Genomic DNA, 13,926 nt, shown 5'->3' on the forward strand with positions numbered 1-13,926 from the left:
GCCCTGATGGCCAAAAACGTCTCCCATGCTACGAAACCCTCGGCTCGTCCACCTAAACGAAGGTGTGTCACGCGGTCCTGATCCGCCACGGCATCGCCAGGACGCCGGGCGTTTCGATGCCGAGCCGTGCCGCGACCGCGGCGAACTCCGACTCGACGCTCGGCAGGTGTGCGCCGCCCGCCGCGGACTCCGAGGAGGTCGCGGGCTTGAACATCGCGATGAAGCCAGGGTCGCCGATGTGGCTCAGGCGGACCTTGTCGACGTCGACCCCGGCCAGCGCGGCGGCGCGCTCGACGGCGATGCGCTGCCCCCGATGTGGTCGACGAGGCCGCCTTCCTTGGCGTCGGCGCCCGTCCAGACCCGGCCGCGGGCGAGCCGCTCGAGGTCGTCGTAGGCCATGCCGCGGTCGGCGGCCGCGAAGGTCGTGAAGTCCAGGTAGACGCGGTCCAGGAAGCGGTTGAGGCGTTCCCAGTCAGCCTCGGAGAACTCGTGGGCGCTGGAGAAGGTGCCTGCTGCCGCGCCGATGTCGACGGTCTCGCGGATCAGGCCGAGCTTGTCGTACAGGCCGGCGGTGACCATCTTGCCCGCGAGGACGCCGATCGAGCCGGTCAGGGTGGTGGCCTGCGCGACGATCTCGTTGGCGCCCATCGAGACGTAGTAGCCGCCGGAGGCCGCGACGGACTCCATGTGCGCGACGACCGGCTTGCCCGCCTCCTTCAGTCGCAGCACGGAGCGGCGGATGAAGTCGGAGGCGACGGCGGAGCCGCCGGGTGAGTCGACGGAGAACACGACGGCCTTGACGTCGTCGTCGCGAAGCGCGGCGCGCAACTGCTCGTCGACGACGTCGGCGCCCGCCTGCTGGCCGCCGGTGACGCTTCGGGCGCCGCGTCCGGTCACGATCGCGCCGCGCAGTTGCACCAGGGCGATCTTGGGCTGCTTCGGGCGGAACTTCTTGGCCAGTTCCGCCTTGTTGGAGTAGCGCTGCGCGAACAGCAGCGACTCGGGCTCGACGCCCCAGGCGGTGAGCACCGAGGTGTAGGCCTCGTCGCGGTAGCCGATGTGGTCGATCAGGCCCAGGTCCTTGGCGCGCTCGGGCTCGATCGGCGAGTCGTTGACCGCCTCCCAGACGGCGTCAGCGCTGAGGCTGCGGCGGCGGGCGATGTCGCCGACCAGCGACTCGACGATTGACTGGCCGAGCCGGGTGGTCATCTCGCGCTGCGGCTCTGTGACGTGGTCGGCGGCGTAGGTGTTGGCGGCGGTCTTGTACTCGTAGCGCTGCCCGAACTGCGGCTCGACGCCGACCTTGTTCAGCAGGCCCTTGAGCAGCGTCACGCTCAGCTCGATGCCCTCGATGCACACCGCGCCGGTCGGCTGGAGCCAGATCTCCTGCGCGGCGGTCGCAAGGTGGTAAGCGCCGAGCCCGCTCGTCAGTTCGCCGAACGACTCGGCCCAGGCCATCGTCTTCTTCTTGGTGCCGAACTCCTCGACGAGTCCGGCCACCTCTTCGGCGTGGGCCAGCGTCACCGAGGTGGGCACGGCGTGCACGATCAGGCCGACGACCCGCTCGTCGTCCGCCGCGACCCGCAGGTGGTCGCGCAGCCCGCTGAGCGTTGCCGAGTTGATCAGTTGGAGTGCCTGGAGTGGGTTGGAAGGCCGCGCGGCAAGCACCCCGCGCGCCATGTCGAGTTCGAGGACGATCGGCTTGTCTCCGGTGACCTTGCTGAGGATGTCGCTGATTCCCATTGGTCCAGCTTACGGACCCCTCCAACCAGGCTCGGGGCGGCTCTCGCCTTGAGCATGTTTGGTTGCTGGTTCCGCACCCTGACAAGTGTTAACGCGGCGGTTTCAAGTGGTCGACGCAACGTTGAGTATTTGTTGGAGTGTTTCAGCGGGGGTGGCGAAGTTCAAGACCTTGCGGGGTCTGTTGTTGAGGCTGGTCTCCATGTCGGCGATCTCTTGATCGGTCACGGTGGTGAAATCAGTGCCCTTCGGGAAGAAATCTCTGATGAGTCCGTTCCCGTTCTCGTTGGTGGGCCGCTGCCAGGGCGAGTGAGGATCACAGAAGAACACCCGGATACCGCTCGCGATCGTGAACTGAGCATGCCGGGCCATCTCGACTCCTTGGTCCCAGGTCAACGTCTTGAACGCCGCGGCGGGGAGCCGGTGGATCATCTCCTGCAGCCGGTCAGTGACGGTGACCGAGTCATGGGTATCGAGCCTGGAGATCAGCGTGAACCGTGAAGCGCGTTCGTTCAGGGTGATCAACGCCGAACGCGAGTCGCGGCCGATCACGAGGTCACCTTCCCAATGGCCAGGTACTGCCCGATCGAGGGCTTCGACTGGTCGGGCAGTGATGATCGTGTCAGGCCCGATCCAGGACCTGGACGACACCGGCGCGCCGACCAGTTTCGACTGCGGTTTGCGGCTCTTCCGGCCTGACCGGAGTGCCTTCTCCACGGTCAGTTCATGCCGGAGCGCGCCAGCCCCTTGAACGTAGAGCGCCTGATAGATCGTTTCGTGGCTCACCCACATATCCTGCCGGTCAGGGAACTGTCGTTTCAGTCGTCCAGCGATCTGTTCGGGAGAGTACCGCCCGCTCAAACCGGTGATCACCTCCCGGCGCAGTGGTGTCCCGGGACCAAGCTTCGAGGGTCGTGGTCGTCGAGCGGCAGCCTGCCTGGCGCGCTGGGCGGGTCTGGCCCGATACCGGCCAGGAACCCGTCGAACCTCACGCGACACCGTTGACCGATGCACCCCGAGCACGGCAGCAATCTTCGATTGGGACCAGCCGTCCCGGAGTCGGACCTCGATCACGACCCGAGCTTCCCGGGTCAAACACCCTCGCGGGTCGACCCAGTCAGCCTCCTCGATCTGAGGCTCGATCCGTTGCAGGGGACGTTTACGTCGATGCTCCGCCGCTCCTGGGACACCACCTAAACGGCCAACTTGGAAACTCATACCAGCGAGCTTGGCCCACCTCCGCACACTCGCGTGACCAATCCCGGTCTCCCGCGCTACCGCGAACCCAGACTCACCCCCAGCGATCCTGGCTAACACCATCTCCCGAACCACACCCGGATACGACACAACAACCCTCCAACCAAGTTGTTGCACCCACCACCTGAGCCCGCCCGCCAACATCGGAAACCAGTTACCAAACATGCTCAAACCCGACGCCCGACCACCGCACCCCGGGGACGCGAACGGGGCCCTCCCCGAAGGGAAGGGCCCCGAAGCGTTGAATCAGGAAAGGACCGACTTGGCCGCGTCGACCACGTGGTCGGCGGTGAAGCCGAACTCCTCGAACAGCTTGCCGCCGGCCGCGGAGGCGCCGAAGTGCTCGATGCTCACAGAGGTGCCCTTAGGCCCGACGTACTTCGACCAGCCCATCGCGATGCCCGCCTCGACGGAGACGCGTGCGGTGACGTCGGCGGGAAGCACCGACTCCTTGTACTCGTCGCTCTGCTCGTCGAACCATTCCTGGCACGGCATCGACACGACGCGGGTGCCGACGCCCTCGGCCTGAAGCTTCTCCTGCGCGTCAAGGGCGACCGAGAGTTCGGAGCCGGTGCCGATCAGGATCACCTGCACGTCGCCGGTGGCCTCGCTGACGACGTAGGCGCCCTGCGCGACGCCCTCGGCCGAGGCGTACGTGTCGCCGCGCGGGATCGTCGGGAGGTCCTGACGCGACAGGATGAGGCCTGCCGGGTGATCGGTGCGACGCAGGATCTCGCCCCACGCGACCGAGGTCTCGTTGGCGTCCGACGGGCGCACGATCGAGAGGCCCGGGATGGCGCGCAGCGCGGCCAGGTGCTCGATCGGCTGGTGCGTCGGGCCGTCCTCGCCGACGCCGACCGAGTCGTGCGTCCACACGAAGATCGAGTCGAGGTTCATCAGCGCCGCGAGGCGGACGGCGGGGCGCATGTAGTCGGCGAAGACCAGGAAGGTGCCACCGTAGGCGCGGGTCAGCCCGGACAGGTTGATGCCGTTGAGGACACCGCCCATCGCGTGCTCACGGATGCCGAAGTGCAGCGTCCGGCCGTACTTGTCGCCCGGCCAGTCCTTCGAGACGCGGTTGTCGGGCAGGAACGACTTCTGGCCCTTCATGGTGGTGTTGTTCGAGCCCGCGAGGTCGGCGGAGCCGCCCCACAGCTCGGGAAGCTGGTCTGCGAGTTCGGCGAGCACCTCACCGGAGGCGGCGCGGGTGGACTTCTTGCCCTCCTCGAACACAGGAAGCTTCAGGTCCTCGGGCAGCTTGCGGGCCTCGACGCGCTGCAGCAGCGCGACGCGCTCCGGGTTGGCGTCGACCCAGGAGGCGAAGCGGGCGTCCCATGCCTCACGGGCGGCCTTGCCGCGGGCGGCGAGGTTGGCGCGGGTCGCGTCGACGAGGTCCTGCTCGACACCGAAGGGCTTCTGCTCGAACTTGAGCAGGTCCTTCAGCGCTGCGATCTCGTCGCCGCCGATCTTCGAGCCGTGGATCGAGTGCTGGCCCTGCTTGTTCGGCAGCGGCCACCCGATGACGGTGGTGAGGCGGATGTAGCTGGGCTTGTCGGTGACGGCCTTTGCTGCCTCGATGGCGTCGTAGAGCGCCTGGAGATCTTCCTTGTACTCGGTGCCGCCATGGGTCCAGTCGACGTGCTGCACGTGCCAGCCGTAGGATGCGTAGCGGGCGTCGACGTCCTCGTTGAACGCGATGTCGGTGTCGCCCTCGATCGTGATCCGGTTGTCGTCGTAGATCAGCACGAGGTTGCCGAGTTCCTGCGTGCCCGCCAGCGACGACGCCTCGGACGAGACGCCCTCCTGCAGGCAGCCGTCACCGGCGACCGTGTAGACGAAGTGATCGAAGACGGACTCGCCCGCGGGTGCCTCGGGGTCGTAGACGCCGTGCTCGCGGCGGGCGGCCATCGCCATGCCAACCGCGTTGGAGATGCCTGCGCCCAGCGGGCCGGTGGTGCACTCGACGAAGTCGGTGTGGCCGTACTCGGGGTGTCCGGGGGTCTTGGAGCCCCAGGTGCGCAGCGACTCAATGTCGCTCAACTCGAGCCCGAGGCCGCCGAGGTAGAGCTGCGCGTACTGCAGCATCGACGCGTGGCCGGCGGACAGGACGAAGCGGTCGCGACCGATCCAGGCCGAGTCCTGGGGATCGGTGTTCATCACCTTCTGGTACAGCAGGTAAGCCACGGGGGCCAGGGATACGGGAGTGCCAGGGTGCCCGTTTCCGGTCTTCTCGACCGCATCGACAGCGAGGATTCGGGCCGTGTCGACGGCGCGAGCGTCCTGTTCGGTCCACTCAAGAGTCACAGTTTGTCCTAACTACTTTGTTTGTCCGCGGCTTACAAGTGCAGAGCCTACCGCGCACCGCTTTTCGGCCTGGGTGTGGCCCAATGGACGGCTACTCGGCAGGCGGGTAGAACAGGAAGCCGGTCGACGCGTCGAGGTCAGTGATGCTCGGGGCGGCAGCACCGTTCTCGTCGTCGGTGGGGTCCTGGCTCTGGCCCTTCCGTCCCGCCTCGAAGGGGCGGACGGTCTCGCCGATGGCCTCCCTGACCTGCTTCTGGAGGTCGTCGCCCTCGGTGGGCTTGAACTTACGGGTCTCTGCCATCACTGCTCCTTCGTCACGGGTGGCTGGGCCGACCAGGGGAAGACGATCCAGTCGTCGGTGGCCTTCCACACGAAGTCGGGGGCGACGATGGTGCGGGGCTTGGAGTAGAGCACCGCCGAGCGCACCTCGGCGCCGAAGCCGCGCAGCAGTTTGATGACCAGGCCGAGCGTGCGACCGGAGTCGGCCACGTCGTCGACGACCAGGATCCGCTGCCCGGCGATCGCGTCGGTGTCCAGCATCGGGGCGAGCAGCACCGGGTCGGGAAGGGTCTCGTTGACGTCGGTGTAGAACTCGACGTTGATGGCGTCGGTGAGCTTCACGCCCATCGCGTAGGTCATCGCACCTGCAAGGGTGAGGCCACCGCGGGCGACCGCGATGATCGTCTGGGCCTCGAAGCCTGAGTCGACCACAGCCTGGGACAGCTCGCGCGCCGCGTCGCCGAAGCCCTCCCAGGTCAGGATTTCCTTGTCGGTCAGGTCGGTCGCGTCCGCGTGATAAGCCATGGTCGCCATCGTAGTGGGCCTCGTCAGGCCAGCACGAGGGTGACGAAGACCACGTCAAGCCAACGGTCGAACTTCCGGCCGACCTCGGGGAGCTTGCCGGAAACCTCGAACCCGAGCCGTTCATGGAAGGCGATCGACTCCGAGTTGGCCGCGTCGATGACGCCCACCATGACGTGCACGCGGTTGCCTCGGGCGACGTCGATCAGGGCGTTCATCAGCATCCGGCCCAGCCCAGCGGCGCGGTGCCCCGTCGAGATGTAGACGCTGTGCTCGACGGTGTAGGCGTACCCGCCGAGCGAGCGAAAGCTGCCGTAGCTGGCGTAGCCGATGACGACGCCGTCGTCCTCCAACACGAGCACCGGGTGGTTCTCGGCGGCGAGTCGGTCGAACCAGGCGCGCCGGTCGGCGACGGTGACGGGCTCGAGCGCGTAGGACGCGGTAGTTCCGACGCCAGCCTCGTTGTAGATCTCAGTGATGGCCGGGATGTCGTTGTGGGTGGCTGGGCGAATCGTCGGCATGGGCTCATCCTAATTCGCCGCGACTGGGCCGCGCGGCGCGTCCGCGGCCCCGGACGATAGCGTTGGGGCCATGACGGCCTCCCCTGACGACGCACTGTTCCTCTCCGGCTCATGGGGGTCGCTGTCGGTGCACCCGATCGGCGCGACGGTCACGTCCTGGCGCCCGGGCGGCCGCGAGGCGCTGTACACCGCCTCTGACGCGGTCCCCGGCACGGAGGCGATGTGGCACGGCGGCATCCCTGTGTGCACCCCCTGGTTCGGCGTCGGCACCGGCGACTGGGAGGTGCCGTTCATCCACGGGCTGGTGAGCCGGGTCCGGTGGCGCGTGGTCGCCTCCGAGGCGGGCGAGGATCGGGCGCACGTCGTCCTCGCCACCGACGGTGCCGCCACGGCCCACCTGCCTGGCGCGGACCGCTTCCCCGCCGACCTGCGCTACGAACTCGACGTGGTGGCGGACGCGTCACGACTGACGCTCGGCCTGACGGTCGCGACCCCGTCGAGGGACGCCGTCGTCGAGATGGCGCTGCACCCCTATCTGCTCACCGACGCAAGGACCGCGACGGTCGACGGACTGCAGGGCGCCAGGTACACGGACTACGCGGCGGGCGTCGACGGCACCGACGATGCCCCTGTGCCGGTCGGTCGCTACCTGGATCGCGTCTACCGGGAGTACCGGCCCACGACGATCGTCTCGGACGAGGGGACGCTGCGGTTGGCGGCCCAGGGCGCCGGGTCGGTCGTGGTGTGGAACCCGGGCCCCGAGGATCCGCCGGTGCCCGGCGACGAGTGGTCGCGCTTCGTCTGCGTCGAGTACGGAGAGGTCAAGTCGACGGCGGTACTGATCCCCGCGGGCGCCAGTCACCTGTTGAGGATGACGATCGCCGTCTGACGCGCATTCGCCGGGTCGGGGCGGCCGCTCAGCTCGGGACGCTTCGACGCAATCTGCAACCACCGTCTCGGAGCTGCAGCCACCGTTCCCCGAGCCTGTCGAGGGGTCCGCAACCACCGCAGGACCGACCCCTGACCACCCGACCAACCAACACGCTGGGTGATCGGACGCTTCGACAAGCTCAGCGAACGGCCCCCGAGCTGGTCGAGGGGTCCGCAACCATCGGCCAAACCCGCGCTGACCACGCGTCTTCGACTGCCGCGCGGACGCTTCGACGAACTCAGCGAACGGCCCTCCCCCGCACTCACGGGCGCCAGACACGCGCGCGATCGGACGCTTCGACAAGCTCAGCGAACGGCCCTCCCCGCGCTCATGGGCGCCAGACATGCTGGGCATCGGACGCTTCGGCAAGCTCAGCGGCCGTTCCCCGAGCCTGTTGAGGGGTCCGCAACCACGACCAAACCCGCGCTCACCGCTTTCTTTGCCTGCCGCGTGGTGACCGGACGCTTCGACAAGCTCAGCGGCCGTTCCCCGAGCTCGTCGAGGGGTCCGCAACCACCGACCAAACCCGCGCAGACCACGCATCCTCGGCAGCCGCGCGGCTACCGGGTGTTTGAACGAGCTCAGCGAACGCCGCCGGGTGATCGGACGCTTCGACAAGCTCAGCGAACGGTGCCCCCGAAAGGGCCACACCCTCACGTCTTATTGATAATCAGTCTCAGTTTCATTTAAGGTGAAGCCATGGCTACACACAGACGACTACTCCTGCTGCTCTTCCCCCTGACCCTGCTGGCGTCCTGTGCCGCACCGGCACAGCCGGGCGCGACCCCCGCGACCGACGACGACTCCCCGACCCCGACCGCCGCCAAGACCACCGAGGTCAGCGGCTCGCATCCCCGCGCCGTCATCTCCCACGACGGCGGCCTCAGCACCGTCGACCTCGCCACCGGCGACACCATCTCCACGATCCCGACGGAGGGCCTCGTCCGGCTGAACGACTCGGGCGACGGCCGACACGTGATGGTCACCGAGGGCGACGCGTTCCGGGTCTTCGACGGCGGCCTGCAGGCCGAGTCACACGGCGACCACTCCCACTACTACGCGAGCGAGCCCGCCTTCACCGACGTCAGTTACACCGCCGCGAAGCCGGGTCACGCCGTCGCGCACGGCGACCACACGGCCCTGTTCGGGGACGGCGACGGGTCCATCCAGATCATCGAGAGCGACGCGATCGCCGAGGCAGGCGCGCCCGTCGAGAAACTCGCGGCCGATGCGCCGCACCACGGCGTCGCCGTCCGACTCGGAGACGGCTCAGTCCTGCACACGCAAGGCACCACCGAGGCCCGCACGACCGTGCAGGTCCGCGCCGCCGACAAGGTGATCGCCGAGACCACCAACTGCCCGTCGACGCACGGCGAGGCGACCGCGAAGCCCTCCTCGGGCGGCGACGTTGCGGTGATCGGCTGTGCCAACGGCGCGGTGGTCTACCGCGGCGGGGCCTTCCACAAGGTCGCCATTGAGGGCAACTACGGCCGATCCGGCACCCTCGCCGGGTCCCCGACCTCAACGATCGTGCTTGCCGACTACAAGGTGGACGAGTCCGCCGAGCACGAGCACCCGACCCAGGTCGCGCTGATCGACACCACCGACGCGTCGCTGCGACTCGTCGACCTCGGCGCCTCCTACTGGTTCCGCTCGCTTGCTCGCGGCCCGCACGGCGAGGCGCTCGTGCTGACCACAGACGGCGCCGTGCAGGTGATCGACCCGGACAAGGGCACCGTCACCGCCTCGGTCGCCGCGATCGGCGCCTGGCAGGAGAACGAGGACTGGCACGCACCCGGACCGATCCTGAAGGTCTCGGGCGAGCGCGCCTACGTCACGGACGCGGCCGCGGACGAACTCGTCGTGATCGACCTGCACGACCTTGAGGTCGTCGAGCGACATGCGCTCGGCGTCACGCCGTTCGAGATCGCGATCGTCACGGGCCAGCCCGACCAGCCACACGAGCACTGACCCGAGCCGGATGACCCGGCCACGACCCCGGCGCTGAGGGTGACGGGACAACCGAGCAGCGGCGGCGCGCCCTTTCCTCCTTTGGGCGCGCCGCCGCCTTCCCACCTCTCGAGCGCGCAGTTTCGTGCGCACGGCGGGCCTTGCGTTGAGCATGTTTGGTGACTCGTTGCGGATCTGAACGATCAAATGCGGTTCAACCGACAACGAGCAACCAAACATGCTCAAGGGCGAGCCTCACCACCGCCCCACGAGGACGGGGGTCCCCGGCGGGGGGTGCCGTCAGCGGCCGAGGGCTGCGGCCTCCGCGCCGATCGTCGTGTCGTCGCCGTGACCGGTGTGCACGACCGTGTCGTCGGGGAGCACGAACAGCTTGCGGCGGATCGAGTCCTCGATCACCTCGCGACTGCTGAACGAGCGGCCCGTCGCCCCGGGCCCCCGTTGAAGAGGGTGTCGCCGGAGAAGACGCAGCCGAGCGTCGGCGAGTACAGGCACACGGCGCCCGGCGAATGGCCAGGCGTGTGCAGCACCTGAAGCGTCACCGGCCCGACGGTGAACTCCTGCCCGTCGGCGAGGTCCTGGTCCCAGCGACGGTCGGGATGCGTCAGGTTCCAGACCGGCTCGTCGTCGGGGTGCAGCCAGATCGGAGCGCCCGTCAGGTCGGCGAGTTCCGTGACATAGCGGACGTGGTCGTCGTGCGCGTGGGTGCAGACGATGGCCTGCACCTTTCGTCCGTCGACCGCCGCCATGATGGCCGAGACGTCGTGGGGGGCGTCGAGCACGATCACCTCGCGCTCGTCGCCGATCACCCACACGTTGTTGTCGACGTCGAACGTCTGGCCGTCCAGCGAGAAGGTGCCGGAGGTCACCGCGTGCGTGAGGGTCACAGGATCACCACCGAGCGCAGCACCTCACCGTGGTGCATCTTCTCGAACGCCGCCTCGACGTCGCCGATGCCGATCTCCTCGCTCACGAACGCGTCGAGGTCGAGCCTGCCCTGCAGGTACAGGTCGATCAGCATCGGGAAGTCGCGCGAGGGAAGGCAGTCGCCGTACCAGCTCGATTTGAGCGCACCGCCGTGCCCGAACACGTCGATCAGCGGGATCTCGGGGATCTTCGCGTCGGGATGCGGCACGCCGACCAGGACGAGGGTGCCCGCCAGGTCGCGGGCGTAGAAGCCCTGCTTCCAGGTGGCGGGGATGCCGACGGCGTCGATCACCACGTCAGCGCCGTAGCCGCCCGTCAGTTCGCGGATCGCCTCGACCGGGTCAACCCCGGAGGAGTTGACGGTGTGGGTGGCGCCGAGCCCCTTTGCCCACTCGAGCTTCTTGTCGTCCAGGTCGACGGCGATGATGGTGCCTGCGCCCGCGAGCGCAGAGCCCGCGATCGCGGCGCATCCGACGCCGCCGCAGCCGATCACCGCGACCGACTTGCCGCGGGTCACTCCCCCGGTGTTGATGGCGGCGCCGAGGCCAGCCATCACGCCGCAGCCGAGCAGCCCTGCGGCAGCTGGGCGGGCGGCCGGGTCGACCTTGGTGCACTGCAGCGCGTGCACGAGCGTCTTCTCGATGAACGCGCCGATGCCGAGCGCCGGCGTTAGTTCGGTGCCGTCCGAGAGTGTCATCTTGTTGGTGGCGTTGAACGTGTTGAAGCAGTACTGGGGCTCGCCGCGACGGCAGGCGCGACAGTCGCCGCACACCGCGCGCCAGTTCAGCACGACGTAGTCGCCCGGTGCGACGTTGGTGACGCCCTCACCGACGGCCTCGACGATGCCCGCCGCCTCGTGCCCGAGGAGGAAGGGGAACTCGTCGTTGATGCCGCCCTCGCGATAGTGGAGGTCCGTGTGGCACACGCCGCACGCTTGGATGGTGACCACCGCCTCGCCTGGCCCCGGGTCGGGGACGGTGATGTCTTCGAGAGTGACTGGCTGGCCCTTGGCGCGGGCCACAATGCCCTTGACTACCTGCATGGCCATCACCCTAGCCAGTGATCGTCCAGCAGAGGAACGATCGCCTGGACGAACAGCGGCGCCAGGCTCGGATCGCCCAGGTCGCCTGGCCCCACCCAGCGCACCGCGTCGATCTCCGCGGCAGGGCGCACGTCGACGGCGACAGGGTCGGGCCACGCGTACGTCTGCGACACCACCGTCCGACCCGCCTCGTTCGCCGCCGCGGCGCGCTGCTCCCCGAGGAACACCAGTCGCGCGGGGTCGAGGCTCAGCCCCAGTTCCTCCGCGACCTCGCGGGCGCCGCACCGCGCGCCGTCCTCGCCCGCCTCCGGCTTGCCTCCCGGGTTCATCCACATCGCGGTGCCCCGCTTGCGCACCATCAGGACGCGACCTTCGAGATCGCGGAGGACGACTGCCGAGACGTGGATCGGGTTACTCACGGTGACGACGCTACTGGCTAGGCTGTCGCAAACCGATCCTGGAGGCTGGCAATGGGCAAGGCACTGATCGTCGTCGACGTGCAGGTCGACTTCTGCGAGGGCGGGGCCCTCGGGGTGGACGGCGGCAACGCCGTCGCGTCCGACGTCGCGTCGCTACTGGCGGGCGAGCACGGCTACGACGCCGTCGTCGCGACCCGTGACCACCACATCGACCCCGGTTCCCACTTCTCCGCGACGCCCGACTTCGTCGACACCTGGCCGCCGCACTGCGTCGTCGGCACACCCGGGCAGGAAATCCACCCCGACCTGACGGGGTTCGGCTTCGATGCTGTCTTCGACAAGGGGTCCTACGAGGCGGCCTACTCGGGCTTCGAGGGCACCGTCGGCGGGTCCCCCGACGGCGAGGGGCTGGCCCGCTGGCTCGGCAGGCGGGGCATCACCTCGGTCGACGTGTGCGGCATCGCGACCGACTTCTGCGTCAAGGCGACGGCCGCCGACGCCGCGGCGGAGGGGTTCGACACGACGGTGCTCGCAGGCCTGACGGCGGCCGTCCATAACGATTCCGTCGAGAACGTCGAGGGTTCCCTCACCCCTCTGGGTATCACCTGGCAACGGTGATCGAGCCCGGGCTAGGCCGTAAGCACGAACCCGCGGGCGTTTGACATTGTCTCGCTTTGGTAACCAACGGGGTGATTTCTGGTTCTTCGGTGCTTAGATGTCCCCAGCGTCACGCGAGACGTGACACGCGCCCTCGCTCAACAACGACCTGGGAGACACCATGAACCTCAGCCGCCGCACCGTCCTCGGTGCCACCCTCGGCGTCGCAGCCGTCGCAGCAACCACCGCCTGTTCCGCCAAGCCGGGCGGCGGAGGCGGCGGGGCCGCACCGGCGGCCGACGAGATCAAGCTCGGCCTCAACTACGAACTCTCCGGCGACGTCGCCACCTACGGCCAGGCCTCCGCCGTCGGCATCAAGATGGCCATCGAGGAACTGAACGCCAAGGACGGCGTCGGCGGCAAGAAGATCAAGCTGGTCGAGTACGACAACAAGTCCGACGCTGCCGAGGCCACCACGCTCGCCAACAAGCTGATGTCCCAGGACAAGGTGCTGGCCTGCATGGGCCCCGCGACCTCGGGCGGCTTCAAGGCCACCATCCCGGTCGCCAACAAGAACAAGATCCCCGTCGTGTCCGGCTCCGCCACCGCCGACGACGTCACCTGGGACGGCAAGTCCGTCCAGGAGTACGCGTTCCGGATCTGCTTCAACGACTCCTTCCAGGGCACCGTGATGGCCAAGTTCGCCGCGGAGAACCTGAAGGGCAAGACGGCCGTCATCATCAAGGACAACTCCAACGACTACTCGAAGGGCCTCGCGACCGCCTTCACCGAGGAGTTCGGCAAGCTCGGCGGCTCCATCGCGGGCGAGGAGGCGTTCGTCGCAGGCGACACCGACTTCAACACCATCCTGACCCGCATCAAGGGCCAGACCTTCGACGTCATCTACCTGCCCGGCTACTACTCGGAGGCCGGCCTGATCATCAAGCAGGCGCGCGACCTCGGCATCACCGCCCCGGTCCTCGGTGGCGACGGCTTCGACTCGCCCAAGCTCGAGGAACTGGGCGGCGCGGCAGCGCTCAACGACGTCTACTTCACCAACCACTACTCCTCCATCGACAAGGACCCGAAGGTCGTCGAGTTCATCGAGGCGTTCAAGAAGGCCAACAACGAGGAGCCCAACGCGTTCCACGCGCTCGGCTACGACCTCGGTCACTTCGTCGCCGACGCGGTGAGCCGCGCCTCTGAGCTGACCGGCGAGGCCGTGCAGAAGGCGATGGCGGAGACCAAGGGCTTCGTGGGCGTCACGGGCACCTTCGACGTCGACGAGCACCACAACCCAGTCAAGTCGATCGTCGTGATCGGCCTCAAGGACGGCAAGCAGGCCACCAGCGAGAAGGTCGGCTGACCGAGCCGGACTGAGGGGCGCGGCCGGGTCTGACCCGGCCGCGCCCCGCCAGT

General features: G+C 68.2%; 14 protein-coding genes. 4 read left to right on the forward strand and 10 right to left on the reverse strand.

From position 1 onward, the window contains the following. Positions 1 to 67 precede the first annotated feature (67 nt). The 7 genes from BW730_RS18530 to BW730_RS10350 all read right to left on the reverse strand — a co-directional run bounded on the left by BW730_RS18530 (position 68) and on the right by BW730_RS10350 (position 6,623). Complete coding sequence (locus BW730_RS18530; protein WP_158522592.1) at positions 68 to 214, reverse strand: hypothetical protein; 147 nt, start codon at positions 212 to 214, stop codon at positions 68 to 70. Positions 215 to 243: 29 nt separating this feature from the next. Continuing rightward, positions 244 to 1,743, reverse strand: coding sequence for a S49 family peptidase (locus BW730_RS10325; RefSeq protein WP_077686173.1), 1,500 nt, complete (start codon positions 1,741 to 1,743; stop codon positions 244 to 246). Between the two features lie 102 nt (positions 1,744 to 1,845). Next, the gene (locus BW730_RS10330) at positions 1,846 to 3,162 is read right to left on the reverse strand and encodes an IS30 family transposase (RefSeq protein WP_145952806.1); all 1,317 of its coding nucleotides are present in this window, start codon (positions 3,160 to 3,162) and stop codon (positions 1,846 to 1,848) included. An 81-nt stretch (positions 3,163 to 3,243) separates the two neighbouring features. After that, positions 3,244 to 5,301: a transketolase gene (gene tkt / locus BW730_RS10335; RefSeq protein WP_077686174.1), complete on the reverse strand. Its 2,058-nt coding sequence runs from the start codon at positions 5,299 to 5,301 to the stop codon at positions 3,244 to 3,246. A gap of 91 nt (positions 5,302 to 5,392) precedes the next feature. Next, positions 5,393 to 5,602 (reverse strand): hypothetical protein, encoded by a 210-nt coding sequence (locus BW730_RS10340; RefSeq protein WP_077686175.1) that lies wholly within the window; start codon positions 5,600 to 5,602, stop codon positions 5,393 to 5,395. After that, a complete protein-coding gene (locus BW730_RS10345) occupies positions 5,602 to 6,105 on the reverse strand; it encodes a phosphoribosyltransferase (RefSeq protein ID WP_077687614.1) in 504 nt (167 codons plus the stop codon). The genes BW730_RS10340 and BW730_RS10345 overlap by 1 nt, the downstream gene beginning before the upstream one ends. Positions 6,106 to 6,128: 23 nt before the next feature. Continuing rightward, positions 6,129 to 6,623: a GNAT family N-acetyltransferase gene (locus tag BW730_RS10350; RefSeq protein ID WP_077686176.1), complete on the reverse strand. Its 495-nt coding sequence runs from the start codon at positions 6,621 to 6,623 to the stop codon at positions 6,129 to 6,131. A 70-nt stretch (positions 6,624 to 6,693) separates the two neighbouring features. Between BW730_RS10350 and BW730_RS10355 the strand changes: the two genes are divergently transcribed. Together BW730_RS10355 and BW730_RS10360 are read left to right on the forward strand one after the other, a co-directional pair. After that, on the forward strand, positions 6,694 to 7,512 hold the full coding sequence (locus BW730_RS10355; RefSeq protein ID WP_077686177.1) for an aldose epimerase family protein: 819 nt from the start codon (positions 6,694 to 6,696) through the stop codon (positions 7,510 to 7,512). Between the two features lie 741 nt (positions 7,513 to 8,253). Further along, complete coding sequence (locus tag BW730_RS10360) at positions 8,254 to 9,525, forward strand: hypothetical protein (protein WP_226996701.1); 1,272 nt, start codon at positions 8,254 to 8,256, stop codon at positions 9,523 to 9,525. A 392-nt stretch (positions 9,526 to 9,917) separates the two neighbouring features. Here BW730_RS10360 and BW730_RS10365 read toward each other — a convergent pair whose 3' ends face one another. Genes BW730_RS10365 through BW730_RS10375 form a run of 3 tightly spaced genes read right to left on the reverse strand, consistent with a single transcriptional unit; the run spans position 9,918 to position 11,910 of the window. Next, positions 9,918 to 10,409, reverse strand: coding sequence for an MBL fold metallo-hydrolase (locus tag BW730_RS10365; protein WP_335340860.1), 492 nt, complete (start codon positions 10,407 to 10,409; stop codon positions 9,918 to 9,920). Further along, the gene (locus tag BW730_RS10370; protein ID WP_077687616.1) at positions 10,406 to 11,491 is read right to left on the reverse strand and encodes an S-(hydroxymethyl)mycothiol dehydrogenase; all 1,086 of its coding nucleotides are present in this window, start codon (positions 11,489 to 11,491) and stop codon (positions 10,406 to 10,408) included. The genes BW730_RS10365 and BW730_RS10370 overlap by 4 nt, the downstream gene beginning before the upstream one ends. A gap of 5 nt (positions 11,492 to 11,496) precedes the next feature. Beyond that, a complete protein-coding gene (locus tag BW730_RS10375) occupies positions 11,497 to 11,910 on the reverse strand; it encodes an NUDIX hydrolase (RefSeq protein ID WP_077686178.1) in 414 nt (137 codons plus the stop codon). A gap of 51 nt (positions 11,911 to 11,961) precedes the next feature. On the opposite strand from BW730_RS10375, the gene BW730_RS10380 reads away from it, so the two are divergent. Both BW730_RS10380 and BW730_RS10385 read left to right on the forward strand, forming a co-directional pair. Continuing rightward, positions 11,962 to 12,528, forward strand: coding sequence for an isochorismatase family protein (locus tag BW730_RS10380; RefSeq protein WP_077686179.1), 567 nt, complete (start codon positions 11,962 to 11,964; stop codon positions 12,526 to 12,528). Positions 12,529 to 12,688: 160 nt separating this feature from the next. After that, on the forward strand, positions 12,689 to 13,873 hold the full coding sequence (locus BW730_RS10385) for an ABC transporter substrate-binding protein (protein ID WP_077686180.1): 1,185 nt from the start codon (positions 12,689 to 12,691) through the stop codon (positions 13,871 to 13,873). The last annotated feature ends 53 nt before the right edge of the window (positions 13,874 to 13,926 follow it).

Origin of the sequence: Tessaracoccus aquimaris, assembly GCF_001997345.1 — a bacterium.
Classification (GTDB): domain Bacteria; phylum Actinomycetota; class Actinomycetes; order Propionibacteriales; family Propionibacteriaceae; genus Arachnia; species Arachnia aquimaris.

What these genes read in the sequence shown, in the direction of transcription:
- BW730_RS18530 (WP_158522592.1), bottom strand. Translation starts at nt 214, where the DNA reads ATGTTCAAGCCCGCGACCTCCTCGGAGTCCGCGGCGGGCGGCGCACAC.
- BW730_RS10325 (WP_077686173.1), bottom strand. Translation starts at nt 1,743, where the DNA reads ATGGGAATCAGCGACATCCTCAGCAAGGTCACCGGAGACAAGCCGATC.
- BW730_RS10330 (WP_145952806.1), bottom strand. Translation starts at nt 3,162, where the DNA reads ATGTTTGGTAACTGGTTTCCGATGTTGGCGGGCGGGCTCAGGTGGTGG.
- BW730_RS10340 (WP_077686175.1), bottom strand. Translation starts at nt 5,602, where the DNA reads ATGGCAGAGACCCGTAAGTTCAAGCCCACCGAGGGCGACGACCTCCAG.
- BW730_RS10345 (WP_077687614.1), bottom strand. Translation starts at nt 6,105, where the DNA reads ATGGCTTATCACGCGGACGCGACCGACCTGACCGACAAGGAAATCCTG.
- BW730_RS10350 (WP_077686176.1), bottom strand. Translation starts at nt 6,623, where the DNA reads ATGCCGACGATTCGCCCAGCCACCCACAACGACATCCCGGCCATCACT.
- BW730_RS10355 (WP_077686177.1), top strand. Translation starts at nt 6,694, where the DNA reads ATGACGGCCTCCCCTGACGACGCACTGTTCCTCTCCGGCTCATGGGGG.
- BW730_RS10360 (WP_226996701.1), top strand. Translation starts at nt 8,254, where the DNA reads ATGGCTACACACAGACGACTACTCCTGCTGCTCTTCCCCCTGACCCTG.
- BW730_RS10370 (WP_077687616.1), bottom strand. Translation starts at nt 11,491, where the DNA reads ATGCAGGTAGTCAAGGGCATTGTGGCCCGCGCCAAGGGCCAGCCAGTC.
- BW730_RS10380 (WP_077686179.1), top strand. Translation starts at nt 11,962, where the DNA reads ATGGGCAAGGCACTGATCGTCGTCGACGTGCAGGTCGACTTCTGCGAG.
- BW730_RS10385 (WP_077686180.1), top strand. Translation starts at nt 12,689, where the DNA reads ATGAACCTCAGCCGCCGCACCGTCCTCGGTGCCACCCTCGGCGTCGCA.